Annotated in this window: 23 protein-coding genes, 1 tRNA gene and 1 rRNA gene; 7 read left to right on the forward strand and 18 right to left on the reverse strand. The window is 55.3% G+C overall.

What is annotated here, in order from left to right; genetic code table 11:
* Window position 1: 1 nt before the first annotated feature.
* From C2U54_RS03530 to pepQ, 6 genes are all read right to left on the reverse strand, one after another.
* A tRNA-Glu gene (locus C2U54_RS03530) sits at window positions 2-77 on the reverse strand.
* Window positions 78-162: 85 nt separating this feature from the next.
* A 16S ribosomal RNA gene (locus C2U54_RS03535) occupies window positions 163-1,702 on the reverse strand.
* Window positions 1,703-2,079: 377 nt separating this feature from the next.
* The gene (gene hemG / locus C2U54_RS03540; protein ID WP_103177408.1) at window positions 2,080-2,622 is read right to left on the reverse strand and encodes a menaquinone-dependent protoporphyrinogen IX dehydrogenase; all 543 of its coding nucleotides are present in this window, start codon (window positions 2,620-2,622) and stop codon (window positions 2,080-2,082) included.
* Between the two features lie 11 nt (window positions 2,623-2,633).
* Complete coding sequence (trkH, locus tag C2U54_RS03545) at window positions 2,634-4,085, reverse strand: Trk system potassium transporter TrkH (protein WP_103177409.1); 1,452 nt, start codon at window positions 4,083-4,085, stop codon at window positions 2,634-2,636.
* Between the two features lie 40 nt (window positions 4,086-4,125).
* Entirely contained in the window at window positions 4,126-4,740 is a 615-nt protein-coding gene (locus C2U54_RS03550) for an IMPACT family protein (RefSeq protein WP_103177410.1), read from the reverse strand.
* Window positions 4,740-6,071 (reverse strand): Xaa-Pro dipeptidase, encoded by a 1,332-nt coding sequence (gene pepQ, locus C2U54_RS03555; protein ID WP_103177411.1) that lies wholly within the window; start codon window positions 6,069-6,071, stop codon window positions 4,740-4,742. Before pepQ ends, C2U54_RS03550 begins: the two co-directional genes overlap by 1 nt.
* Window positions 6,072-6,258: 187 nt before the next feature.
* Between pepQ and fadB the strand changes: the two genes are divergently transcribed.
* Both fadB and fadA read left to right on the forward strand, forming a co-directional pair.
* Window positions 6,259-8,448: a fatty acid oxidation complex subunit alpha FadB gene (fadB, locus tag C2U54_RS03565; protein ID WP_103177413.1), complete on the forward strand. Its 2,190-nt coding sequence runs from the start codon at window positions 6,259-6,261 to the stop codon at window positions 8,446-8,448.
* 9 nt (window positions 8,449-8,457) lie between these two features.
* A complete protein-coding gene (gene fadA, locus C2U54_RS03570) occupies window positions 8,458-9,621 on the forward strand; it encodes an acetyl-CoA C-acyltransferase FadA (RefSeq protein WP_103177414.1) in 1,164 nt (387 codons plus the stop codon).
* Between the two features lie 183 nt (window positions 9,622-9,804).
* On the opposite strand, the gene fre is transcribed toward fadA, so the two are convergent.
* Together fre and ubiD are read right to left on the reverse strand one after the other, a co-directional pair.
* On the reverse strand, window positions 9,805-10,506 hold the full coding sequence (gene fre, locus C2U54_RS03575) for an NAD(P)H-flavin reductase (RefSeq protein WP_103177415.1): 702 nt from the start codon (window positions 10,504-10,506) through the stop codon (window positions 9,805-9,807).
* A 43-nt stretch (window positions 10,507-10,549) separates the two neighbouring features.
* Window positions 10,550-12,034 (reverse strand): 4-hydroxy-3-polyprenylbenzoate decarboxylase, encoded by a 1,485-nt coding sequence (gene ubiD / locus C2U54_RS03580; protein WP_103177416.1) that lies wholly within the window; start codon window positions 12,032-12,034, stop codon window positions 10,550-10,552.
* 183 nt (window positions 12,035-12,217) lie between these two features.
* Here ubiD and rfaH point away from each other — a divergent pair, with 183 nt between their 5' ends.
* Window positions 12,218-12,709: a transcription/translation regulatory transformer protein RfaH gene (rfaH, locus tag C2U54_RS03585; RefSeq protein WP_103177417.1), complete on the forward strand. Its 492-nt coding sequence runs from the start codon at window positions 12,218-12,220 to the stop codon at window positions 12,707-12,709.
* On the opposite strand, the gene tatD is transcribed toward rfaH, so the two are convergent.
* The 9 genes from tatD to udp all read right to left on the reverse strand — a co-directional run bounded on the left by tatD (window position 12,706) and on the right by udp (window position 20,573).
* Window positions 12,706-13,488, reverse strand: coding sequence for a 3'-5' ssDNA/RNA exonuclease TatD (gene tatD, locus C2U54_RS03590; RefSeq protein WP_103177418.1), 783 nt, complete (start codon window positions 13,486-13,488; stop codon window positions 12,706-12,708). The two genes, rfaH and tatD, sit on opposite strands and share 4 nt — an antisense overlap.
* Window positions 13,489-13,529: 41 nt before the next feature.
* Complete coding sequence (tatC, locus tag C2U54_RS03595) at window positions 13,530-14,282, reverse strand: Sec-independent protein translocase subunit TatC (RefSeq protein ID WP_103177419.1); 753 nt, start codon at window positions 14,280-14,282, stop codon at window positions 13,530-13,532.
* Window positions 14,283-14,284: 2 nt separating this feature from the next.
* On the reverse strand, window positions 14,285-14,812 hold the full coding sequence (tatB, locus tag C2U54_RS03600; protein ID WP_103177420.1) for a Sec-independent protein translocase protein TatB: 528 nt from the start codon (window positions 14,810-14,812) through the stop codon (window positions 14,285-14,287).
* Between the two features lie 3 nt (window positions 14,813-14,815).
* Window positions 14,816-15,070, reverse strand: coding sequence for a Sec-independent protein translocase subunit TatA (gene tatA / locus C2U54_RS03605; protein ID WP_103177421.1), 255 nt, complete (start codon window positions 15,068-15,070; stop codon window positions 14,816-14,818).
* 76 nt (window positions 15,071-15,146) lie between these two features.
* The gene (ubiB, locus tag C2U54_RS03610) at window positions 15,147-16,787 is read right to left on the reverse strand and encodes a ubiquinone biosynthesis regulatory protein kinase UbiB (protein ID WP_103177422.1); all 1,641 of its coding nucleotides are present in this window, start codon (window positions 16,785-16,787) and stop codon (window positions 15,147-15,149) included.
* The gene (gene ubiJ, locus C2U54_RS03615; protein ID WP_103177423.1) at window positions 16,784-17,389 is read right to left on the reverse strand and encodes a ubiquinone biosynthesis protein UbiJ; all 606 of its coding nucleotides are present in this window, start codon (window positions 17,387-17,389) and stop codon (window positions 16,784-16,786) included. Before ubiJ ends, ubiB begins: the two co-directional genes overlap by 4 nt.
* 13 nt (window positions 17,390-17,402) lie before the next feature.
* Complete coding sequence (gene ubiE, locus C2U54_RS03620; protein ID WP_103177424.1) at window positions 17,403-18,158, reverse strand: bifunctional demethylmenaquinone methyltransferase/2-methoxy-6-polyprenyl-1,4-benzoquinol methylase UbiE; 756 nt, start codon at window positions 18,156-18,158, stop codon at window positions 17,403-17,405.
* 89 nt (window positions 18,159-18,247) lie between these two features.
* A complete protein-coding gene (gene rmuC, locus C2U54_RS03625) occupies window positions 18,248-19,672 on the reverse strand; it encodes a DNA recombination protein RmuC (RefSeq protein WP_103177425.1) in 1,425 nt (474 codons plus the stop codon).
* A gap of 139 nt (window positions 19,673-19,811) precedes the next feature.
* Entirely contained in the window at window positions 19,812-20,573 is a 762-nt protein-coding gene (gene udp / locus C2U54_RS03630) for a uridine phosphorylase (RefSeq protein ID WP_045417628.1), read from the reverse strand.
* Between the two features lie 251 nt (window positions 20,574-20,824).
* Between udp and C2U54_RS03635 the strand changes: the two genes are divergently transcribed.
* The 4 genes from C2U54_RS03635 to C2U54_RS03650 all read left to right on the forward strand — a co-directional run bounded on the left by C2U54_RS03635 (window position 20,825) and on the right by C2U54_RS03650 (window position 23,177).
* The gene (locus C2U54_RS03635) at window positions 20,825-21,628 is read left to right on the forward strand and encodes a dienelactone hydrolase family protein (RefSeq protein WP_103177426.1); all 804 of its coding nucleotides are present in this window, start codon (window positions 20,825-20,827) and stop codon (window positions 21,626-21,628) included.
* 243 nt (window positions 21,629-21,871) lie between these two features.
* Window positions 21,872-22,369: an Hcp family type VI secretion system effector gene (locus C2U54_RS03640; protein WP_103177427.1), complete on the forward strand. Its 498-nt coding sequence runs from the start codon at window positions 21,872-21,874 to the stop codon at window positions 22,367-22,369.
* Entirely contained in the window at window positions 22,366-22,734 is a 369-nt protein-coding gene (locus tag C2U54_RS03645) for a tlde1 domain-containing protein (protein WP_103177428.1), read from the forward strand. Before C2U54_RS03640 ends, C2U54_RS03645 begins: the two co-directional genes overlap by 4 nt.
* Window positions 22,734-23,177, forward strand: a complete 444-nt coding sequence (locus C2U54_RS03650) for a Shiga toxin A subunit (RefSeq protein WP_103177429.1) — start codon at window positions 22,734-22,736, stop codon at window positions 23,175-23,177. Before C2U54_RS03645 ends, C2U54_RS03650 begins: the two co-directional genes overlap by 1 nt.
* A 64-nt stretch (window positions 23,178-23,241) precedes the next feature.
* On the opposite strand, the gene metE is transcribed toward C2U54_RS03650, so the two are convergent.
* On the reverse strand, window positions 23,242-25,503 hold the full coding sequence (metE, locus tag C2U54_RS03655) for a 5-methyltetrahydropteroyltriglutamate--homocysteine S-methyltransferase (RefSeq protein ID WP_103177430.1): 2,262 nt from the start codon (window positions 25,501-25,503) through the stop codon (window positions 23,242-23,244).
* Window positions 25,504-25,510: the final 7 nt, after the last annotated feature.

Here is a 25,510-nt window from a genome sequence, read left to right on the forward strand (position 1 = left end):
GTGGCGTCCCCTAGGGGATTCGAACCCCTGTTACCGCCGTGAAAGGGCGGTGTCCTGGGCCTCTAGACGAAGGGGACACTGAAGTCTCAATCGCAAGACGCCTTGCTATTCACTTTCTATCAGACAATCTGTGTGAGCACTGCAAAGGCAGGTTCTTTAAGGTAAGGAGGTGATCCAACCGCAGGTTCCCCTACGGTTACCTTGTTACGACTTCACCCCAGTCATGAATCACAAAGTGGTAAGCGCCCTCCCGAAGGTTAAGCTACCTACTTCTTTTGCAACCCACTCCCATGGTGTGACGGGCGGTGTGTACAAGGCCCGGGAACGTATTCACCGTAGCATTCTGATCTACGATTACTAGCGATTCCGACTTCATGGAGTCGAGTTGCAGACTCCAATCCGGACTACGACGCACTTTATGAGGTCCGCTTGCTCTCGCGAGGTCGCTTCTCTTTGTATGCGCCATTGTAGCACGTGTGTAGCCCTACTCGTAAGGGCCATGATGACTTGACGTCATCCCCACCTTCCTCCAGTTTATCACTGGCAGTCTCCTTTGAGTTCCCGGCCTAGCCGCTGGCAACAAAGGATAAGGGTTGCGCTCGTTGCGGGACTTAACCCAACATTTCACAACACGAGCTGACGACAGCCATGCAGCACCTGTCTCAGAGTTCCCGAAGGCACCAAGCCATCTCTGGCAAGTTCTCTGGATGTCAAGAGTAGGTAAGGTTCTTCGCGTTGCATCGAATTAAACCACATGCTCCACCGCTTGTGCGGGCCCCCGTCAATTCATTTGAGTTTTAACCTTGCGGCCGTACTCCCCAGGCGGTCGACTTAACGCGTTAGCTCCGGAAGCCACGCCTCAAGGGCACAACCTCCAAGTCGACATCGTTTACGGCGTGGACTACCAGGGTATCTAATCCTGTTTGCTCCCCACGCTTTCGCACCTGAGCGTCAGTCTTTGTCCAGGGGGCCGCCTTCGCCACCGGTATTCCTCCAGATCTCTACGCATTTCACCGCTACACCTGGAATTCTACCCCCCTCTACAAGACTCAAGCCTGCCAGTTTCAAATGCAGTTCCCAGGTTGAGCCCGGGGATTTCACATCTGACTTAACAGACCGCCTGCGTGCGCTTTACGCCCAGTAATTCCGATTAACGCTTGCACCCTCCGTATTACCGCGGCTGCTGGCACGGAGTTAGCCGGTGCTTCTTCTGCGAGTAACGTCAATCACTGTGGTTATTAACCACAATGCCTTCCTCCTCGCTGAAAGTACTTTACAACCCGAAGGCCTTCTTCATACACGCGGCATGGCTGCATCAGGCTTGCGCCCATTGTGCAATATTCCCCACTGCTGCCTCCCGTAGGAGTCTGGACCGTGTCTCAGTTCCAGTGTGGCTGGTCATCCTCTCAGACCAGCTAGGGATCGTCGCCTAGGTGAGCCATTACCCCACCTACTAGCTAATCCCATCTGGGCACATCCGATGGCAAGAGGCCCGAAGGTCCCCCTCTTTGGTCTTGCGACGTTATGCGGTATTAGCTACCGTTTCCAGTAGTTATCCCCCTCCATCAGGCAGTTTCCCAGACATTACTCACCCGTCCGCCACTCGTCACCCGAGAGCAAGCTCTCTGTGCTACCGTTCGACTTGCATGTGTTAGGCCTGCCGCCAGCGTTCAATCTGAGCCATGATCAAACTCTTCAATTTAAGTTTGATGCTCGTGAATTAAACTTCGTAATGAATTACGTGTTCACTCAGAGACTTGGTATTCATTTTTCGTCCGAGGACGTTAAGAATCCATGTCACTTTGAGTGCCCACACAGATTGTCTGATAAATTGTTAAAGAGCAGTGCCGCTTCGCTTTTTCGCTGCGACGCGGGGTGTGCATATTACGCTTCCCCGCCTCAGAGTCAAGCGATTATTTTCGCTTTTCTCCGTGAGGTTCTTACCGAACCCCGCTGACCCGGCGGCGTGTTTGCCGTTGTTCCGTGTCAGTGGTGGCGCATTATAGGGAGTTATCTGACGGTGACAAGCAGAAATCTTAAAAAGTTTTCCGTTCGCTTACTTTTCGACCTTTGCGACTATTAATGCCGCGAATTGCGGGTTAATTGCGCAATTTCCCGGGCGAAACTGGAGACCTGGGACCAGTCGGTATAGACCACCTCTTTACGGGTATCCGTTTCGCCGCCTGTCATCTTCATAATAAGGCGGATCATAAAGCGATCGTACCAGCGGTAGCGCGGATAACGCAGCGCACCCGCAAAGACGGCACAGGCAGTTGGCTTCCAGGGTGAGTTCAGTAAAAACTTGCGCGTGTAGCTGTTGGTTTGCGGCGTGCGCTTTTCCGCTTTACGCGCCACCAGATTCACAGAGTAGAAAGCGCCAGGCAGGCTATTCAGCATTGCCGTATGCTTTTTCACGAAGCGATCCACCGCAGGATGGAAATGACCGTAACGAATCGAGGCGCCAATCACCACGCGGTCATACTCCTGCCACGCAATCTCTTCTGTGCGGTTCAGATTGACGACATCCGCATAGATACCCTGCTCTTTTAACTCAGAAGCCAGAAAAGCGGCAATCTCCCGCGTCTGCCCGTCGCGCGTTGAAAATAGAATTAATGTTTTCACAAACGGCTCCCTTATTCGCGCCAGAATGTTGGTGTCAGGAGAACCAACAGCGTAAAGACCTCAAGACGCCCGAACAGCATATTGGCAATCAGGATCCACTTCGCGGTTGGGTTCATACTGGCAAAGTTGTCTGCGACCACGCCAAGGCCCGGCCCCAGGTTGTTCAGTGTGGCGACCACGGAGGCAAACGCCGAAAAGTCATCCACGCCCGTCGCGATGATCGCCAGCATGCTGACGATAAAGACCAGCGCGTAGGCAGAGAAGAAGCCCCACACCGCCTCCAGAATACGCTCCGGCAGTGCGCGGTTGCCCAGTTTGATGCTGTAAACCGCATTCGGGTGTACCAGACGCTTAAGCTCGCGGTTCCCCTGTTTAAAGAGCAGCAGAATGCGGATCACCTTCAGGCCACCGCCCGTCGAACCGGCACAGCCGCCGATAAAGGCCGAACAGAGCAGCAGCACAGGCAGGAAGAGCGGCCAGCGCGCGATACTGTCGGTGGTGAACCCTGCGGTGGTCGCCATCGATACCACCTGGAAGAAAGCCTGATTAAGGGTGGTGACCGCCGAGTCATAGACATCGTGTAGCCACAGCACCAGGGTACAGATAGCCACCAGCGTCAGCTGCACGCCAATGAACATGCGGAACTCCGGGTCGCGCCAGTACACCTTCAGGTTACGGCCGCTTAACAGCGAGAAGTGCAGGCCGTAGTTACAGCCGGAGATAAGCAGGAAGATAGCAATGATGGTATTGATTGTAGGGCTGTCAAAATAGCCGACGCTGGCATCATGGGTTGAGAACCCACCAATGGCGATGGTCGCAAAACTATGGCCAATGGCATCAAAGGCTGGCATCCCGGCGAACCACAGCGCCAGCGCACAGGCGACCGTCAGCAGAACATAGATCAGCCATAACGTTTTGGCCGTCTCGGCAATACGCGGGCGCATTTTATTATCTTTCAGCGGCCCCGGCATTTCGGCACGGTAGAGCTGCATCCCCCCGACGCCCAATATTGGCAGGATAGCTACGGCTAATACGATGATCCCCATACCGCCGAACCATTGCAGCATCTGCCGGTAAAAAAGGATGGCATGAGGTAATGAGTCCAGCCCCACCAACGTGGTGGCTCCGGTGGTGGTCAGCCCGGAAAAGGATTCGAAGAAGGCATCGGTGATCGTCAGGTTGGGTTGTTCCGAGAAGATGAAGGGTAATGCCCCCACGCTGCCCAGCACGGTCCAGAACAGCACCACGATCAGGAAGCCTTCCCGGGATTTCAGCTCCCCTTTCTGACGGCGGTTAGGCCACCACAGCAGGGAGCCAATCATCAGCGCGACGAAAAAGGTCTGCGTAAAGGCGCGGCCCGCACCATCCCGATAAATAAGCGCTACCAGTCCCGGGAGGATCATCGTCCCGGAGAAAAGTATGACCAGCAATCCAACAATTCGGGTTATGGCACGAAAATGCATCTCTGCCGCTTCCTTTGGTATTCAATAAGTAGGGTGGGGATTATTCTTCAATCGGCCGCAATTGCAACGAACCACGACTAAAATCAGCCAGTTTTGCTGAGAATGCCGGAAGCGCCGCCTGGGGTAATGCCACCCGCAAGTGCACCATCGCCTGGTAGTCACTGAGTACGATCAGGCCCTGATACTGCTTCAGCAAGGCCTCGATGCCGGATAACTGGGCGTAATCGCACAATAAAGTATATTCGGTAAGTGGCGTTTTGCGGATAGTCGTCAGCTGTTTAAGCGCCTGCTGGACGCCGCCGCCATAGGCCTTGACCAGCCCGCCCGTTCCCAGTAATACGCCGCCGTAGTATCGCACCACGACGGCGGTGATTTCGCCAACGCCGCTGCCCATGAGCTGCGAGAGCATGGGTTTGCCCGCCGTGCCCGCCGGTTCACCATCATCCGAGAACCCGAGCTTTTGCGAGTCGTCAGGCGGCCCGGCCACCCACGCCACGCAGTGGTGGCGGGCGTCGGGATGCTCCGCTCTTACTGACTCTACAAACGCCTTCGCCGCCTCCACGCCGTCGGTATGCGCCAACAGCGTGATGAAACGGCTTTTCTTGATCTCTTCCGTAAAGGTGACCGGCGCTGCCGGTATGAGCCAGCTTTCCATTACGCCAGCTTCAGATCTCGCGTCATGTTTTCAGTACCGTTCTCGTGGATCACCACGTTATCTTCGATACGGATCCCACCAAACGGCTTCAGCGCTTCGATTTTCTGCCAGTTGAAGTGTTTGCTGAACTGCCCTTCACGCCACGGCGCCAGCAGCGACTCTATAAAGTAGATGCCCGGCTCGATGGTCAGCACCATGCGCGGTTGCAGAATACGGGTGCAGCGCAGGTAGGGATATTTAGACGGCGCCGCCAGGTGCGTACCGGTATCATCCTGCATAAAGCCCGCCGTATCGTGGACCTGCAGACCCAGCGGATGGCCGATACCGTGCGGCATAAAGGGCCCGGTCAGGTCGTTTTCCACCATCGCCTCTTCGCTCATATCGCTGACGATCTGGTACTTACGCAGCAGTTTCGCAATGCGCTGATGGAACTGGATGTGGTACTCCACGTAGCTCACGCCCGCCTTCATGGTGGCGATCAGGGCAAGCTGTTCATCATTCACGTCTTTGATAAGCGCAGCGAACTCGGTGTCGCTGTTTCCGGCCCAGGTACGGGTCAGGTCAGCGGCATAACCGTTATATTCCGCCCCGGCATCCAGCAGGAAGCTGCGCATTTCGGACGGCGCGCGGTGATCGAGTTTGGTGTAATGCAGCACCGCCGCATGTTCGTTCAGCGCCACGATGTTGCTGTAAGGCACATCGGTATCACGATGGCCGGTCGCCGTCAGGTAAGCCTGGTTAATATCGAACTCGCTCATGCCGGACAGGAACGCTTCATGTGCCGCACGATGGCCGTTAACCGCGGTTTTTTGCGCTTCACGCATACACGCCAGTTCATAGTCGGTCTTATATGAGCGGTAATAGTGCAGATAGTCGATCACCCCTTTCGGGTTGACGTTTTCCGCTGTGATCTCCATGGCAAGTGCCCGTTCAGGCACCGGGCCAATATAGGCAATGTTACCGCGAGCCGCGGGTAACTGGCTGCTAATACCGTCCGCTTTCGGCAGGGCAATCACCTCTATCTCGTCCGTCCAGAATGAGGTCGGCAGCGGCTCCACGTTGTGCCAGTAATCCACTGGCAGATAGAACCAGAGTTTCGGCTTGTTCACACCATCCACCAGCAACCAGCAATTGGGAACCTGCGTTACCGGCACCCAGGCTTTAAATTGCGGATTCACTTTGAAGGGATAAGCATGATCGTCAAGGAAGACATTAAACAGTTCGCCGGAGTGGATGAGCAACGCATCCAGCTTAAAGCGAGCCAGTACGTCGCGTGTACGTTCCTGTAACGTAACAATATGATTTTTGTAGAGCGCGGCCAGTGAGTCCATCATTATTCCTTTCGTTTTGACCTCAAGTCCCCGCATCTTAGCACACCTCAGAAAAGCTGCGTGATCTTCGCCGAGCGTGATCAGACCTACAATTATTTAATGACTAATTTGCATTTCATTAACACAAAACCCACACTCCGTTTCATCTGGTATGACCAGATCCAATTGCTGGATTCAGGAGACTGACATGCTCTACAAAGGCGACACCCTGTACGTAGACTGGCTGGAAGGTGGCATTGCCGAACTGGTGTTCGACGCCCCCGGCTCAGTGAACAAGCTTGATACCGCAACCGTGGCCAGCCTTGGCCAGGCGCTGGACGTTCTTGAAAAACAAACCGATTTAAAAGGTCTGCTGCTGCGTTCCGAAAAAGCGGCATTTATTGTCGGCGCAGACATCACCGAATTCCTCTCGCTGTTCCTGGTACCACAGGAGCAGCTGAGCCAGTGGCTCCATTTCGCCAACAGCGTCTTTAACCGTCTGGAAGATCTGCCGGTCCCGACCCTTTCTGCGGTTAATGGCTATGCGCTGGGTGGCGGCTGTGAATGCGTGCTGGCGACCGATTATCGTCTGGCGACGCCGGATCTGCGCATTGGTCTGCCTGAAACGAAGCTGGGCATCATGCCGGGCTTTGGCGGCTCGGTACGTCTGCCGCGCCTGCTGGGTGCCGATAGCGCCCTGGAAATTATTGCCGCGGGTAAAGATGTCAGTGCCGATCAGGCATTAAAACTCGGTCTGGTGGATGGCGTCGTTAAGCCGGAAAAACTTCATGAAGGGGCACTGGCGATACTGCGCCAGGCGATTAACGGCGATCTCGACTGGAAAGCAAAACGCCAGCCGAAACTGGAGCCGCTGCACTTAAGTAAAATTGAAGCCACCATGAGCTTCACCATCGCTAAAGGCATGGTGATGCAGACGGCGGGTAAACACTATCCGGCGCCCATCACCGCGGAGAAAACCATCGAAGCCGCCGCACGTCTGGGCCGTGACGAAGCACTGAAATTAGAAAACCAAAGTTTCGTTCCGCTGGCTCACACCAACGAAGCGCGTGCCCTGGTGGGTATTTTCCTCAACGATCAGTTCGTGAAGGGCAAAGCGAAGCAGCTGACCAAACATGTCGAGACGCCAAAACAGGCTGCGGTGCTGGGTGCGGGCATTATGGGCGGCGGTATTGCGTATCAGTCGGCATGGAAAGGCGTGCCGGTTGTCATGAAAGATATCAACGACAAATCCCTGACGCTGGGCATGACGGAAGCGGCCAAGCTGCTGAACAAACAGCTGGAGCGCGGCAAGATCGACGGTCTGAAGCTCTCCGGGGTGATCTCTACTATTCATCCGACGCTGGAATACAGCGGTTTCGATCGCGTGGATGTGGTCGTCGAAGCGGTAGTTGAAAACCCGAAAGTGAAAAAAGCGGTGCTGGCGGAAACAGAAGAGAAGGTTCGCCCGGAGACTGTGCTGGCATCCAACACCTCTACCATACCAATCAGCGAACTGGCCAGCGTGCTGAAGCGCCCGGAAAACTTCTGCGGTATGCACTTCTTTAACCCGGTGCACCGTATGCCGCTGGTTGAAGTGATTCGCGGAGAAAAGACCTCCGATGAAACGATCGCCAAAGTGGTGGCGTGGGCCAGCAAGATGGGCAAAACCCCGATTGTGGTGAATGACTGCCCGGGCTTCTTCGTCAACCGCGTGCTGTTCCCCTACTTTGCCGGTTTCAGCCAGCTGCTGCGCGACGGGGCGGATTTCCGCAAGATCGACAAAGTGATGGAAAAACAGTTTGGCTGGCCAATGGGCCCGGCCTATCTGCTGGATGTTGTCGGCATTGATACCGCCCATCACGCCCAGGCAGTAATGGCGGCTGGTTTCCCGGCGCGGATGCAGAAAGATTACCGCGATGCCATCGACGCACTCTTTGAATCGAATCGCTACGGTCAGAAAAACGGCCTCGGCTTCTGGCGTTATAAAGAAGACAGCAAGGGCAAACCGAAGAAAGAGGAAGATGCCACCGTGGACAGCCTGCTGGCAGAGGTCAGCCAGGCGAAGCGTGATTTCAGCGACGAAGAGATCATTGCCCGCATGATGATCCCGATGGTCAATGAAGTGGTGCGCTGTCTCGAAGAGGGCATTATCGCCAGCCCGGCGGAAGCCGATATGGCGCTGGTGTACGGCCTGGGCTTCCCTCCGTTCCACGGCGGCGCGTTCCGCTGGCTGGATACGCTCGGCAGCGCCCGCTATCTGGATATGACGCAACAGTACGAGCATCTCGGCCCGCTGTATCACGCCCCGGAAGGTCTGCGTGCCAAAGCGCGTCACAACGAAGCGTACTATCCTCCGGTTGAGCCTGCCCGTCCGGTTGGCGCAATCAAAACGGCTTAAGGAGTCACAATGGAACAGGTTGTCATTGTCGATGCAATTCGCACCCCGATGGGCCGTTCGAAGGGCGGCGCATTTCGTAACGTGCGCGCGGAAGATCTCTCCGCACATTTAATGCGTAGCCTGCTGGCGCGCAACCCGGCGCTGGAAGCCACCGCGCTGGACGATATCTACTGGGGCTGCGTACAGCAGACCCTGGAGCAGGGTTTTAACATTGCCCGTAACGCCGCGCTGCTGGCGGAAATCCCGCACTCAGTACCGGCTGTCACCGTCAACCGCCTGTGCGGTTCGTCGATGCAGGCCCTGCACGATGCGGCACGCATGATCATGACCGGCGACGCGCAGGTGTGCATGATTGGCGGTGTGGAACACATGGGCCACGTGCCGATGAGCCACGGCGTCGATTTTCATCCCGGCATGAGCCGTACCGTGGCGAAAGCCGCGGGCATGATGGGGCTAACGGCAGAGATGCTCTCCCGTCTGCACGGCATCAGCCGTGAAATGCAGGACAGCTTTGCCGCCCGCTCGCACGCCCGTGCCTGGGCCGCGACGCAGTCCGGCGCCTTCAAAAATGAGATCCTGCCGACGGGCGGCCACGATGCCGATGGCGTGCTGAAACAGTTCTACTTCGACGAAGTGATCCGTCCGGAAACCACCGTTGAAGCGCTCTCCGCGCTGAAACCGGCCTTTGATCCGGTGACCGGCACCGTGACGGCGGGCAGCTCTTCCGCCCTCTCCGATGGTGCTGCCGCCATGCTGGTCATGAGCGAAAGCCGCGCCCGCGAGCTGGGTCTGACGCCGCGCGCCCGTATCCGCTCGATGGCGGTCGTGGGCTGCGATCCATCGATTATGGGTTACGGCCCGGTACCGGCCTCAAAGCTGGCGCTGAAAAAAGCCGGGCTTTCCACCAGCGATATCGACGTGTTCGAGATGAACGAAGCCTTCGCCGCGCAGATCCTGCCGTGCATTAAGGATCTGGGCCTGATGGATCAGATCGACGAGAAGATTAACCTCAACGGCGGCGCCATTGCGCTGGGTCACCCGCTGGGCTGTTCCGGGGCGCGTATCAGCACCACGCTGATTAACCTGATGGAACGTAAAGATGCTCAGTTTGGTCTGGCGACTATGTGTATCGGCCTGGGTCAGGGGATCGCGACGGTGTTTGAGAGGGTGTAATCGAAGAATATTCCCCTAAATCATTCGCATTGCATCGCGGCGGCAACTGCGCGAATCCCCGGGAGCATAGTTAACTATGTGACCGGGGTGAGCAAAGGCAACCAACAAAGAGGCAGCGTGAATGATGACGGGGAAAGTTTTAGTTGCCGTTTTCCCGCCTGTCAGGGGCGGGTTTTTTTCGTCTCAAATAAAGGCAAATGCGTCGCCAAACAGACGATCTTCACGCGCGCCACGTTCATTGCAGAACAGGTTACGGGCAATTTTCGCCATTTCGAAACGACCGGCAATATAGATATCGTGATTTACCAGGGTGCCATGATCCTGCAATACCGCCGTTAACACGGTGCCGCTGCGGCCGCGCCATCCCTCTTCCGGCTGCTCCACCACCGGCTCAACGCGCAGGTTTGGATGGGTCACGCTCAGCGCTTCCAGCTCGGACAGATCGTAAAGGTGCTTCGACTCGCGGCCACCCCAGTAGATGGTGATATCCCGGTCCGGATTACGCGCCAGCGCCGTCAGCAGGATAGAGCGCGCGTAGGAGAAACCGGTGCCGCCGGCAATCAGGATGAGCGGACGCTCTTCGTCATCGCGCAGCCAGGCTTCCCCGTGAGGCATATCAACTTCAATCACGTTCTCTTTCAGAATGCGATCCATCACCGCCATCGCATACAGGTTGAGCTCCGACGCCCCAATGTGCAGCTCGATAAACTCTTGCTCATCCGGCGTGGAGGCCATTGAGAAAGGGCGCTTATCCCGTTCATCCATCACCACCATCAAATACTGGCCAGCGCGGAAGGAGAACGCCGATTCAGGTACTAAACGGACGCGATATACAGTGTCGGTGATAGCGTCTACCGAGGTCACTTTACAGCTTAAGGTTGTCATTCGCTCTCTCTGTCGGGAAGTCTATAGGGCATAACGGGCGCATTCAGGCGTCTTTACCGTTATTCATTATGGCCAGTTCATCCCAGATCGCGTCAATTCGCGCAGTCACCTCAGGATCCTTTTTGATCGGTCGACCCCATTCACGTTGGGTTTCGCCGGGCCATTTATTGGTGGCATCCAGTCCCATTTTTGAGCCAAGACCGGAAACCGGCGAGGCAAAATCCAGGTAATCAATTGGCGTGTTTTCGACTAACACGGTATCGCGTGCCGGATCCATACGGGTGGTAATGGCCCAGATTACGTCATTCCAGTCTCGGGCGTTGACGTCATCATCGCAAACGATCACAAACTTGGTATACATAAACTGGCGCAGGAAAGACCATACGCCCATCATCACCCGTTTAGCGTGACCCGCATACTGCTTCTTAATGGTTACTACCGCCAGGCGATAAGAGCACCCTTCCGGCGGCAGATAGAAATCAACGATCTCCGGGAACTGTTTTTGCAGAATAGGCACAAACACTTCGTTGAGCGCCACGCCCAGTACGGCAGGTTCATCTGGTGGACGGCCGGTATAGGTGGAGTGGTAAATCGCATCTTCCCGCTGGGTAATGTGCGTCACGGTAAATACCGGGAAGTTGTCTATTTCATTGTAATAGCCGGTGTGGTCGCCATACGGCCCTTCCGGGGCCATCTCTCCAGCTTCGATGTAGCCTTCGAGGACGATTTCAGCGCTGGCGGGCACTTCCAGATCGTTAGAAACGCACTTCACCACTTCGGTTTTGGTGCCACGCAGTAACCCGGCAAAGGCATATTCCGACAGCGTGTCGGGCACCGGCGTCACTGCGCCGAGTATAGTGGCCGGATCGGCACCCAGCGCCACAGAGACCGGGAAGCGTTCGCCCGGATGCGCAGCACACCACTCCTGGAAATCAAGCGCGCCGCCGCGGTGCGACAGCCAGCGCATAATGAGTTTGTTTTTACCGATCAGCTGCTGACGGTAGATCCCAAGATTCTGGCGCTCTTTGTGCGGCCCGCGCGTTACGGTCAGGCCCCAGGTGATCAGCGGGGCGGCGTCTTCTGGCCAGCACTGCATGATGGGAATTCGGGTCAGATCGACCGCATCGCCTTCCACGATTTTCTGCTGGCAGGGGGCACCACGCAGCCGTTTGGTCGGCATGTTCAACACCTGCTTAAACTGCGGCAGCTTATCAAAGAGATCGCGAAAACCTTTTGGTGGCTCAGGCTCTTTCAGAAAAGCCAGCAGCTTACCTACTTCACGCAACGCGCTGACATCCTCCTGCCCCATCCCCATCGCCACACGCCTCGGTGTGCCAAACAGGTTACAGAGCACCGGCATGGTGTAGCCTTTCGGATTTTCAAACAGCAGCGCGGGCCCACCGGCACGCAGGGTGCGGTCGGCAATCTCTGTCATCTCCAGATAAGGATCGACAGGCAGGGTAATACGTTTGAGTTCGCCCTGCTTTTCCAGCAGTTCCAGGAAGTCGCGTAGATCGTTGTATTTCATGCAGTTAGTCAAGCTCTCTCTGTATGCGGTTCATTATACGGCGTAAGACTGCGTGATGCTGTATTTTTGTTAAATTAGCGTGAAGATTCACGGCTTCTTCTGCGTACTGCCATTATAATCAGCTTAGCGATCCCGCCAGGGTTTTGATATGCTTGCCGGCATAACAAGCGGAAAAGAGTCATTATGCGGGCCTGGTATTTACTGTATTGCAAGCGTGGGCAACTTCAGCGTGCTCAGGAACATCTGGAACGCCAGGCAGTGAACTGTCTGACGCCTGTGATCACGCTGGAAAAAATGGTTCGCGGTAAACGTACAACCGTCAGCGAGCCGCTGTTTCCTAACTATCTGTTTGTTGAATTCGACCCTGAAGTGATCCACACCACCACCATCAATGCGACGCGCGGCGTCAGCCACTTCGTGCGCTTTGGCGTTCATCCGGCCACGGTGCCCTCTTCCGTCATCCACCAGCTCTCGGTTTATAAACAGCCAGAAGGCATGACCGATCCTGATACGCCCTTCTCCGGCGATGATGTGGTGATCACCGAAGGGGCGTTCGAAGGGCTGGTAGCGATTTTCGCTGAGCCGGATGGGGAAGCCCGCTCCATGCTGCTGCTGAACTTGCTGAATAAAGAAGTGAAGCAGAGCGTGAAAAACACCAGTTTCCGCAAAGTTTAAAAGTCGACGCCAAACAGACGACGCACGTTGTCATCCGTCTGCGCAGCCAGCCACTGCGTCTCTTCGCCGCGCCAGTGGGCCACCCGCTCAAGTATATGGCCCAGCCAGGCTGGCTCATTACGCCGTGAGGCCGGTTTAGGGCTGAGATCGCGCGGCAGCAGGTACGGCGCATCGGTCTCAATCAGCAGGCGTTCGGCAGGAATAACCGGTAACAGTTCACGCAGCGCCAGCCCGCGCCGTTCATCGCAGACCCAGCCGGTGATCCCCAGATATAAGCCACGATCCAGACAAGCTATCGCCTCCTCACGCGTGCCGGTAAAACAGTGCAGCACCGCGCCGGGCAGTTTATCCAGCCAGGGTTCCAGCAACGCCAGAAAGCGTTCGTGAGCGTCACGGCAGTGCATAAATACTGGCATACCCAGCTCCGCGGCCAGTGCAAGCTGGGCGCTAAAGGCATGCTCCTGCTCGGTGGGGGTGGAGAAGTTGCGATTAAAGTCGAGGCCACACTCTCCGATTGCCACGACCTCAGGCGAGGCGGCTAACGCCCGCAGCGTATCTGCGCTCTCTGTCGTCCACTGGCTGCTGTCGTGAGGATGAACGCCTGCCGTTGACCAGCAGCGATCGTAACGTTGCGCCAGCTGCTGCGCCTGCTCACTTTCATGCAGGTTGGTGCCCGTCAGCAGTAAGCCCTTTACCCCGGCAGCGAAGGCCCTGGCAACGACCTCATCGCGATCCTGGGCAAACTGGGGACTGGTCAGGTTCAGACCGATATCAAACATACTCGCTCCCATATGACAACCGCCCTGGCGGGCGGTTGGTTTTATTCTTCTGACTCTTCCTCGTGATCTTCACGTCGCTTTCCAATATAGAAGCGCGAGAAGAAGACGCCGACCTCAAACAGGCAATACATCGGGATTGCCAGCAGGGTTTGCGAGAAGACATCCGGCGGCGTTAGCATCATGCCAATGACGAAGGCACCCACCAGAATGTACGGACGCTTTTTACGCAAGTCTTCCGGCGTGGTGATCCCCACCCAGCAGAGCAGCACGATGGCAACCGGCACCTCAAACGCCACGCCGAAGGCCATAAACAGCGCCATCACAAAGCTCAGATAACTGGCAATATCCGTCGAGACCTGGACCCCTACCGGCGCGGTGTTTGCCAGGAAGCCAAAGGCCAGGGGGAAAACCACGAAGTAGGCGAAGGCCATGCCGATATAAAATAGCAGCGAGCTGGAGACCAGCAGCGGGATCACCAGACGGCGTTCATGCTTATACAGCGCAGGGGCAATAAAGGCCCAGACCTGGTAAAGGATCACCGGGGCAGAAGCAATCAGCGACACCCAGAAGGTCAGCTTAATCGGCGTGAAGAAGGGCGACGCGACATCGGTCGCAATCATGGTTGCACCCAGCGGCATCTGTTTAATCAGCGGCGCAGAGACCACCTGATAGATGTCGTTGGCGAAATAGACCAGGCCTATAAAAATGAGGAAGACCGCAATAATGCAGTTCAGCAGGCGCTTACGCAGCTCGATCAGGTGCGTAATCAGCGGTTGAGTTTCATCTACTGCCATATTTACGCTTTATCACTCGACGAGGGGGACGCATCAGCGACGGGGGCAGGCTTCTTCTCTGCGGACGCTGGCGTCGGTTCTGAATTTTTGATCACCGGCTCTGAAGGCGTCTGTTCGGGCGCACTGGCCTGGTGTTCTGCGGTAGCAGGCGTCACGCCTTCGTGCTGCGCTTCGTTATCTTTGACCAGCGGATTGCGAATGGTGTTGGCTTCATCACTCGCTTTTTCCGGGTCGTTAACGCTGTAGGAGCGCTTCATGGATTCCGCCGCTTCGCGCAGTTCATCCATGGAGGCTTTGAGTTCCGGCGTCAGGTTATCCATGCTCGCCTTCTCCACTTTTTTCAGGCTGTCCTGAAACTCCTGCAGCTTAAGCTCCTGCGCCAGCTCGTTTTGAACCGTTGTCGCAAGCGAACGTAGCGCCCGCACCCAGCCTGCAATTGTTTTTACTGCCACCGGCAAACGCTGTGGCCCCAGTACAATGAGGCCAATCACGAATACCAGCAGCAGTTCGCTAAAACCAATATCAAACACGGATTACACCTGCTCGTTATCGTGGCGTTTAGCATTTTCCTTTTTGACGTCGTCTGGTTTATCGGCGATAGATTTAGCAGTGAAATCCGCGTCCTGGCTGGATTTGTCCTGCTTCTCGTCATCATCTTTGATCGCTTTCTTGAAGCCTTTGATGGAGGCGCCAAGATCGGAACCGATAGAACCCAGTTTTTTGGTACCGAAAAGCAGCACGACGATGACGGCAATAATCACCAATTGCCAGATACTGATACCACCCATACTTCTTCCTCAGTTGTAGATGATAAATTAATCAGGCCGCATTATACGTTATGCGGCCCTGCGATAGCGATGCAATTCAGCGTGTTTTACGCCATCCTGCCAGCCAGACCACCACTCCACCGGCCATCAGCCAGGCGGGCATCAACTCCCAGTCAGGACGGTTGATTAGCAATAGCGTGCCGCTTAACAACAGCGTGGCGCCTATGCCAAACAGATACCGTGACTGGCCCTGACGCACATGATTGGTTTGCAGCTCACGAGCGATTTTATCTACGCTATGTTGCAAGTTTTTGCTCTGACGCAAACTGTCGTACACCAGTTCCGGCAGTTCGGGCATTTTTTCGATCCAGAAAGGTGCTTTCTCTTTCAGGGAGCGGACCAGGGCAGGCAGCCCAACCTGGTCTTTGATCCAGGACTCAAGGAACGGTTTTGCCGTTTTCCATAAGTCTAACTGAGGATAGAGTTGCCGCCCCACCCCTTCAACGTAAAGTAATGTTTTCTGAAGTAAAACTAATTGCGGCTGCACTTCCATATTGAAGCGTCGGGCGGTATTGAACAGGTTCAGCAGCACATGGCCAAACGAGATCTCCGCCAGCGGTTTCTCGAAAATAGGCTCACAAACCGTCCGAATAGCGAACTCAAACTCTTCGACGTTGGTGTCCGGAGGAACCCAACCGGAGTCGACGTGCAGTTCAGCCACTTTACGGTAATCGCGATTGAAGAAGGCGATAAAGTTCTCGGCCAGATAGCGCTTATCTTCTTTGTTCAGCGAGCCGACGATACCGCAGTCAATGCCGATGTATTGCGGATCTTCCGGGTGCTCGTAGCTAACAAAGATATTGCCCGGGTGCATATCGGCATGGAAGAAGCTGTCGCGGAACACCTGGGTAAAGAAGACCTGTACGCCACGCTCGGCCAGCAGCTTCATGTTGGTGCCCTGCTTTTCGAGGGTCGCGACGTCCGATACCGGGATGCCGTAGATGCGCTCCATCACCATCATGTCCTGGCTGCAATAGTCGGAGTAGACCTCCGGCACATACAGCATCGGGCTATTTTCAAAATTGCGGCGCAGCTGAATCGCGTTCGCCGATTCACGCAGCAGATTCAGCTCATCAATCAGCGTCTTTTCATATTCACGCACCACTTCCATCGGACGCAGGCGACGGCCATCAGGCAACAGACGCGGCACCCAGCGAGCCAGACGGTAGATGAGTCTCATGTCGGCTCTGATGATCGGCAGAATATCCGGGCGGATCACCTTGATGACCACCTCTTTGCCGTTCTCTTTCAGCCGCGCGGTGTGAACCTGGGCGATAGAGGCCGAAGCCAGCGGTTGGATGTCGAAGTCATCGAACCAGCTTTCTACCGGGATATCACCCATCGCCTTTTCGATCTGCCGCTTTGCCAGCCGGCCATCGAACGGGGCGACTTTATCCTGCAGCAGAGCCAGCTGATCGGCAATCTGGGGAGGGAAGAGATCGCGGCGGGTCGAGAGCATCTGGCCGAACTTGATCCATACCGGACCCAGCTCCTGCAACGCCAGCCGCAGCCGCTCACCGAGCAGCTTGTCTTTATGGCGATTTGGCATCCAGAATAGCGTTTGCCGCCAGAGGCGCAGCGGCAAGGTAATACGCATTCGAGGGATCAACTCATCGAGCCCGTAGCTCAAAAAGGTGCGGATGATAAAATAGAGGCGCCGAATTTCACCTGGCGTCATTTGCCCTCCAGCTTTTCAAGCCTTTTAGTCAGTGCATCAACCGAACGTTCAACCGCTGCGGTTTCTTCTGCAAACCATGCTGCTTCCAGCGGCCCGGGAGCCATGCGCCACTCTTCGGTAAGCACCTCCGCAGCATAGCGCTGCTGACGCTGAAAACCTTTTTTCAGCAATGAGGCACCGCCGCGCAGCACTTTACTGATCCCCTCTGCGGCAATATCGCCCGTCCAGGGAGCCAGCAGTTCAGCCGGATCAAATTCCGCCAGGTCAGCCAGCGAAACGAAGTTTTGTACCACCTGGATATCGCCGTCGACTTCCAGCTCACCGCTACGGATGAGGGCGGTGAGCTGCTGGCGATCGCGCAGTTTAGGCAGCGTACTCATATGGGTGATAACAGAGCAGTCAGCCTCGCCCTCCCACTCGCCCAGCACGTCGAGCTGACGCTCGCTAAATACCAGCACCAGCGGGGTCGAAAACTCTTTTACCACCACGCGCAGCACTTTACCGTTCAGTCGCTGGCGTGCCGTTTTGAGCGCGGGCGAGCGATACAGAAAGGTATTGAGTACGTTTTCAACACCGGCTGTGATCAAGGGTTTAAACGGCATCTGCCACCTCCACTCAGAACTTGTACCCGCGATGCAGGGCGACAACGCCCGCGGTCATGTTGAAGTAATCAACATTGTCAAAGCCCGCATCCTGCATCATAGCCTTTAACGTGTCCTGGTTAGGGTGCATACGGATGGACTCGGCCAGGTAGCGATAGCTGTCGGCATCGTTAGCAACCACTTCACCAATGCGCGGCAGAATGTGGAAAGAGTAAGCGTCGTACGCTTTGCTCAGGGGCTCAATAATCGGTTTAGAGAACTCCAGCACCAGCAGGCGTCCACCCGGTTTCAGCACGCGGTACATGGAACGCAGCGCTTTCTCTTTATCGGTGACGTTACGCAGACCGAACGAGATGGTGATGCAGTCAAAAGTGTTATCCGGGAAAGGCAGCGCCTCGGCGTTCGCCTGGACGTACTCAACGTTGCCGACCACACCGAGATTGCGCAGTTTCTCACGCCCCATTTTCAGCATGGAGTCGTTGATATCAGCCAGCACAACGCGGCCTGTTTCCCCTACCAGACGCGAGAATTTCGCGGTAAGGTCGCCGGTCCCGCCCGCCAGATCAAGCACGGTTTGCCCACGACGCACGCCGCTACAATCAATAGTGAAGCGCTTCCACAAGCGATGAATGCCGAATGACATCAGGTCATTCATTACATCGTACTTCGCCGCCACGGAATGGAATACGTGGGCCACCATGTCAGCTTTCTGCGCTTTAGCGACAGTCTGAAAGCCAAAGTGCGTTGTGTCTTGTGAATCTTCAACCATCTCAGAGCCTGCTTATCAATCAAATGTACGAGAAGTGTAACAGATTGGGCGAATTTGCCCTACGATTCAACCACCCCAGGAATAACGCCCTACAGGTCTGCCGACGCGTGTGCCTCTGCTAACGTATTGTTTGTCTTTTGAACATCGCCCTCGCCACGCAACCGGTACTCTTCATCCTGCGCGGTGGCCTGCTCGACTAAATCCGGATTAATCTCGCGTTTAACCTCCACGCCAAGGCTGCGGAACGATTCGGCCTGAGCCAGCAAGTTGCCGCGACCGGAGGCCAGCTTTTTCATCGCCTGACGATAGTTATCCTGGGCGCGATCCAGACTCTGCCCAACGGACGACATGTCATCGACGAACAGGCGCATTTTGTCGTACAACCGGCTGGCGCGATCGGCAATCTGCTGGGCATTGCGGCTCTGATGCTCGTAGCGCCAAAGATTAGCAATGGTACGCAGCGCCACCAGCAGCGTGGTCGGGCTGACCAGCATAATGTTGTTTTTTAACGCTTCGGAGATCAGCTCCGGCTGGCGGTCCAGCGCCAGTAAGAAGGCGGGTTCAACCGGGATAAACATAAGCACATAGTCAAGCGAACGCAGGCCGGGTAACTGCTGATAATCTTTACGCCCCAGCAGGCGAATGTGGTTCCGCACCGAGGCGATATGCTCCTGCAACGCCGTCTCGCGGGTGTAGTCGTCCTCGGCATTAAAGTAACGCTCATAGGCCACCAACGTCATTTTGGCATCGATGACCACATCCTTCTCCTGCGGCAGGCGGACAATGACATCCGGCTGCATCCGCGCGCGAGATTCTGTTTCGATACTGACCTGGGTCTGATATTCATGCCCTTCACGCAGGCCGGAAGCTTCCAGTACGCGGGTCAACACCACTTCGCCCCAGTTGCCCTGGGTTTTATTGTCGCCTTTCAGCGCCCGGGTCAGGTTGATCGCTTCCTGGGCCATCTGGGCATTTAGCTGCTGGAGATTGCGAATTTCATGGGCCAGCGTGTGTCGCTCCCGCGCCTCCTGGCCAAAGCTGTCCTGCACCTGGCGACGAAAACCGTCCAGCTGTTCGCGCAGGGGAGTCAGCAGACCGTTCAGGCTCTGACGGTTTTGCTCGTCAACACGGCGGTTGCTCTGCTCAAAGATGCGGTTCGCCAGGTTTTCGAACTGCTCGCTCAGGCGCTGTTCGCTGTTGATCATCTGGCGGATTTTATCTTCCGCATGCAGTTGGGTGGATTCCAGGCGGGTGGTGACTTCGCGCAGGTCGGCTTCCAGCGAGGTGTTGATATCCCGCAGATTACGCAGTTCGTTATTGAGTAGCTCGCACTCGTCGCGCCAGTGTCCGCTTTGCGCCGCCTGTTGTTTCAGCGCGCTTAAGGCAGCCACCATCTCCTCACGTTCGGCCAGCTGATCGGCTTTTTGCTGAGCATGCTGATAGCTGGCGAACAACCAGCCCACGCCGACGCTGACCAGCGCGATAACGACATAAAAAAGGATGGAAATATCCACGACGCCCCCTGCATCAAGGTATGACCCGCACAAAATAGAATTGTGCTGTATAAACGTCCAGTTTGAAAAGGGTTTTCTGCGAGGGGCTACGCAAAGAAAAAGGCCGAACGGGTCGGCCTTTGGCAAAGAAAAGGAGTAATTAAAGCAGGCGGCGGGCCGCTTCCACCACGATTTTCACCGCGTGGCTTTCGGTCTGCTTCATGGTCTCGGCGTTCGGGATCTCTTGCTGGGTACGGTTCACAATGACACCCGCAACCATACCGGCACGCAGACCCTGGCTTGCACACATGGTCAGCAGCGTAGCGGATTCCATTTCATAGTTCATAACGCCCATAGACTGCCACTCTTCCATCGAGCCTTTGAAACGGCTGACCACGCGACCGGAGAAGGTATCGTAGCGCTCCTGGCCCGGGTAGAAGGTGTCTGAGGAGGCGGTCACGCCAACGTGAGTGGTTGCGCCGACGGATTTCGCGGCTTCCACCAGCGCGGTGGTGCACTCGAAATCGGCCACTGCCGGGAACTCCATCGGGGCAAAGTGCAGGCTCGCGCCGTCCAGACGCACGGACGCGGTGGTGACCAGTACGTCGCCAACGTTGATGTGCGGCTGGATCGCACCGGTCGTACCGATACGCAGGAAAGTACGGATGCCCAGCTGTGCCAGCTCTTCAACGGCAATAGAGGTAGACGGGCCACCGATACCGGTTGAGCAGACGATCACCGCTTTGCCATCCAGCTCTGCCCGCCAGGTCGTGAATTCGCGATGGGCTGCCAGCTTAACCGGCTTATCCATCAGCGCGGCGATCTTTTCCACACGCTCAGGATCGCCAGGGACGATAGCGAGCGTAGCCCCTTGTAAATCATTTTTAGTGAGGCCGAGATGAAAAACATCAGACTTAGACATAGAAAACTCCTCTGTGGGTCAGTTTGTCAGCAGAAGCAAAGCGGTACTTTACCGGAGCATATAGCTTAATTTCGTGACAGATATCACCGCGAATGAAATTGATTGCATTTAATTACCATGAAATAGTGATTAACATCACATTAACGACTTATATCGTTATCTGTTGCACAAAAGATAGCCTGTTTCGGGCACTGTGGATTGTTAACCTGCGGACTATATTTACTTTTGCGCTAATTGGTACGGAGAATGCCATGACTGGAACATCTGGATTTGCCCCTGCTGCTGATCTGCAAGCCTCAACCGTTGTCACTACCCCCGACGAGGCGATTACCGCCGGGGAGACCTCGATTCCGACCCAGGGCGATAATATGCCTGCTTACCATGCCCGGCCCAAAAATGCGCAAGGGGCATTGCCGATCGTCATCGTGATTCAGGAAATTTTCGGCGTACATGAGCATATTCGCGATATCTGTCGCCGCCTGGCGCTGGAAGGCTATCTGGCGGTCGCGCCGGAGCTCTACTTCCGTCAGGGCGATCCGAACGAGTACAGCGACATCCCTACCCTGTTCAGCAATCTGGTCAGTAAAGTGCCGGACGCGCAGGTGCTGGCGGATCTCGATCATGTCGCCAACTGGGCAGCGCGCAACGGTGGCGATCCTCATCGTCTGCTGGCGACCGGTTTCTGCTGGGGCGGACGGATCAGCTGGCTCTATGCCGCCCATAACCCGCAGCTGAAAGCAGCCGTGGCGTGGTATGGCAAACTGGTCGGCGAGAAAACCCTGAACTCACCAAAGCATCCGGTGGATGTGGCTACCGATTTAAACGCCCCCGTGCTGGGGCTCTATGGCGCCGAAGACACCGGCATTCCACTGGATACCGTCGAGACGATGCGTCATGCCCTGCGCGCGGCGAACGCAACGGCGGAGATTGTGGTCTATCCGGGAGCGGGTCACGCGTTTAATGCCGATTACCGTCCGAGCTATCACGAAGAGTCAGCGAAGGATGGCTGGCAGCGGATGCTGGCGTGGTTTGCGCAGTATGGCATTAAAAAATAATACCCTTACGCCCGGCACGTCTGCCGGGCGTACAATCCATGGTTATTAATTCCAGCAATATAAACATCTATTTATATATTCTACAGAGAGGATCACTATTTAAATAACAATCGCCTCCCTGATTTTGTGAGCCATCATAAATTACAAACGCTTTAGGAAATTAACCATACAGTTATGCTTTTCTCTCCTGTATGTGGGGCGTACGCTGGCATTCATATTACTTGCCAAACAGGAGGTTACAGGATGGCTATACCGGTATATCTTTGGTTAACAGACCATACAGGAAATCAGGTTAAAGGTTCAGTTGATATACAAGGAAGAGAAGGAAGCATTGAGATTATAGAGTTTATGCATTCTGTCGATCTTCCCACGGACAACCTTACAGGTAAAATTACTGGCAAACGTATCCATGGTGACTTTGCTTTAATCAAAGAAATTGATAGCTCATCGCCTTACCTTTATAAAGGCGTATCTACTGGTCAAAAATTTAAGCAAGCAGAGCTTAAGTTTTTCCGTATCAATTATAATGGTCAGGAAGAGGAATATTTCCGTATAATGATGGAAAATGTCAGGGTTAATGGAATAGAACCGTTAATGTTCGACATTAAAAATACCACCTTTGAAAGGCACAATCACCTTGAAGCCTTTTATTTAGCTTATGAAATAATCACATGGCACTATCTGGATGGAAATATTATTCATACAGACAGATGGGATGCTGAGGAGGAGGCTACGGTATGACGTGGGTTTATAAAGTAAGTTCGCACTCATTTTATCTGGATGGCACTTATCAGTTTGATGGTCAGTATGCAGGTAGGCCTGGGTTTAAAAACGACTCAGCAAATGAATGTGTAAAAAACAAAGGCCCGCTACCAAGAGGAACGTATACAATAGGACCCGCTTTTTATCATTCTAAAACCAAAGCATGGACAATGAGATTAACTCCCTACGCCGGGAACGATATGTGCGGTCGGGATGGCTTCATGATACATGGGGAAAGTTCATTGCATCCGGGAGAGGCATCCGACGGATGTATCATCCTAACTTTATCCAGTCGTAAAATCATTGCTGCAAGCAGTGATAAAATACTCGTTGTGGAGGATTAATGCTTAATAAAAAATCTCTCTACCTATTGATTATTTATCCTTTTCATACGCACGCAAATAATAATGGATGTGCTATTGTCGGTGCGTCAATGGAGACCGCTTTATTCAATGCCATTTCGCGAGACTTACAAATTGATACGTCGACTATTCAGCGAAACAAAACAACCATTAAAATTATTGACCTTTCTCCTGTATCAAAACTGTACGCGCAATCATTAGCAAAAATCGATTATGAAATGGCTGTGGCACAGGGAAAAGCGACAATACCCGAGGGTGCTTACCTGGACAGTTATTATGAAAACAACACTCAATCCCTCACTGTAAAATACACTTATATCAACAAGAAAAAAAAGGAAGATATATTCATTGCTTCTAGCCTTATAAATGACGATGAATGCTCAGTCAGGTTTAATGGTTATATGGTAATAGCAAGAGAGTTTTAATTATTCAGGAGGGTCATACTTAGGCCGGGCAGGCCTCGCGCCGCCCGGCAATTATTCTCCGGAATTAACCCTGCCGCAAATTCTGCGCCGCTTTCACCATATTCGCCAGTGCGGCGCGCGTTTCAGGCCAGCCGCGGGTTTTCAGGCCGCAGTCCGGGTTCACCCACAGGCGCTCTGCCGGAATGCGCTGAGCCGCTTTTTGCAGCAGGGCTTCAATCCACTCTACGCTCGGGACGTTCGGGGAGTGAATGTCATAGACGCCCGGGCCGATCTCGTTCGGGTAGTCGAACTCTTCAAACGACTCCAGCAGCTCCATATCCGAGCGTGAGGTTTCGATGGTGATCACGTCGGCATCCAGCGCGGCGATGGAGTCCATGATGTCGTTGAACTCGCAGTAACACATGTGGGTGTGGATCTGGGTCTCATCCTTCGCCACCGCAGCGTTGATGCGGAAGGCTTCCACCCCCCACTTCAGATAGGCATCCCAGTCGCTGCGACGCAGCGGCAGCCCTTCGCGCAGTGCCGGTTCGTCAATCTGAATGATGCCGATACCAGCGGCTTCCAGATCCGCCACTTCGTCACGCAGCGCCAGCGCGATCTGCTTCGCGATGGTCTCACGCGTCACATCCTCACGCGGGAAGGACCAGCAGAGAATGGTCACCGGCCCGGTCAACATGCCTTTTACCGGTTTGTCGGTCAGGGACTGGGCATACTTCGCCCACTCGACGGTGATCGCTTCCGGGCGGCTGACGTCCCCGATCACCACCGGCGGTTTCACGCAGCGGGAGCCGTAGCTCTGCACCCAGCCATTCTGGGTAAAGACGAAACCGTCCAGATGCTCACCGAAGTACTCCACCATGTCGTTACGCTCGGCTTCGCCGTGGACCAGCACATCCAGCCCCAGGCGCTCCTGCTCCACAATCGCCTGCTTGATATGTTCGGCGATGCCGGTGCGGTAGTTGCCTGCATCCAGATTGCCCTTTTTGAAGTCCAGACGCAGGCCACGGATCTCGGTGGTCTGCGGGAAGGAGCCGATAGTGGTGGTTGGCCAGGCCGGGAGTTTAAAGCGGGCACGCTGGGCTTCAGCACGCACCTCATAAGGACTCTGACGCTGGCTCTCCTTCGTGGTGATGGCGGCCAGACGTTTCTCAACCGCCGGGTTGTGCACGCGGGTAGAGTGGCGGCGGGCCTGAATTGGCGCGCTCCATGCGGTAATCGCCGCCGTATCGCCGCTGTTCAGCGCATCGCGCAGCAGGGCCAGCTCTTCGCATTTTTGCAGGGCAAAGGCAAACCAGCTCTTCACTTCGGCATCCAGACGGGTTTCGACGCTGAGGTCGATCGGGCTGTGCAGCAGGGAGCAGGATGAGGCGATCCACAGATCGCGTTTGCCAACGATCTCTTTAATCTGACCATATTTTTCTGTCAGATCGGCGCGCCAGACGTTGCGACCGTTCACCAGCCCGGCAGAGAGCAGCCAGTCGGACGGCAGACGGGAATGGAGTTCTGCCACGTCATCTTTACCGTGCACCAGATCAACATGCAGTCCCTGCACCGGCAGCGCAGTGATGGTATCGAGATTTGGCGTCACGCCTTCGAAATAGGTGGTGAGCAGCAGCTTCACCTGGCCCGCGAGGGCGTCGTATGCCGGTTTGAAGGCATCCAGCCATGCCTGCGGCAGCTCCAGCACCAGCGCCGGTTCGTCGATCTGTACCCACTCAACGCCGCGTTTCGCCAGTTCGCCCAGCACCTGCTGGTACACCGGCAGGATCTCATGCAACAGGCTCAGGCGATCAAACTGTTCGCCCTTCACTTTACCGAGCCACAGGTACGTTACCGGCCCCAGCAGAACAGGTTTCACCTGATGGCCGAGGGCCAGGGCTTCGTCCACCTCATCCAGCAACTGGGTCCAGGTCAGTCTGAACTGCTGGCCCTTCACGAACTCCGGCACCATGTAGTGGTAGTTGGTGTTGAACCATTTGGTCATCTCTGCCGCCGCCGCGGGTTCACCCGTTGGCGCACGGCCACGGCCAATGCGGAACAGGGTGTCGATATCTACCGAGCCATCGTTGTTCTGATGACGAGCCGGCACGTTGCCCAGCAGCAGGCTGGTCGTCAGAACATGGTCGTACCAGGCGAAATCGCCCACCGGCAGCAGGTCAATGCCCGCCTGCTTCTGCTGATCCCAGTGGCGGGCACGGAGTTCGCGTCCCACCGCCAGCAGTTCATCACGGGTGGCGTTACCCGCCCAGTAGCTTTCGAGCGCTTTTTTCAGCTCGCGGCGCAGGCCGACGCGCGGGAAACCGAGGGTATGGTTGCGAATTGTCATGATGTGC

The sequence above is a fragment of the Leclercia sp. LSNIH1 genome, from assembly GCF_002902985.1.
In the GTDB taxonomy this organism is placed as follows: Bacteria; Pseudomonadota; Gammaproteobacteria; order Enterobacterales; family Enterobacteriaceae; genus Enterobacter.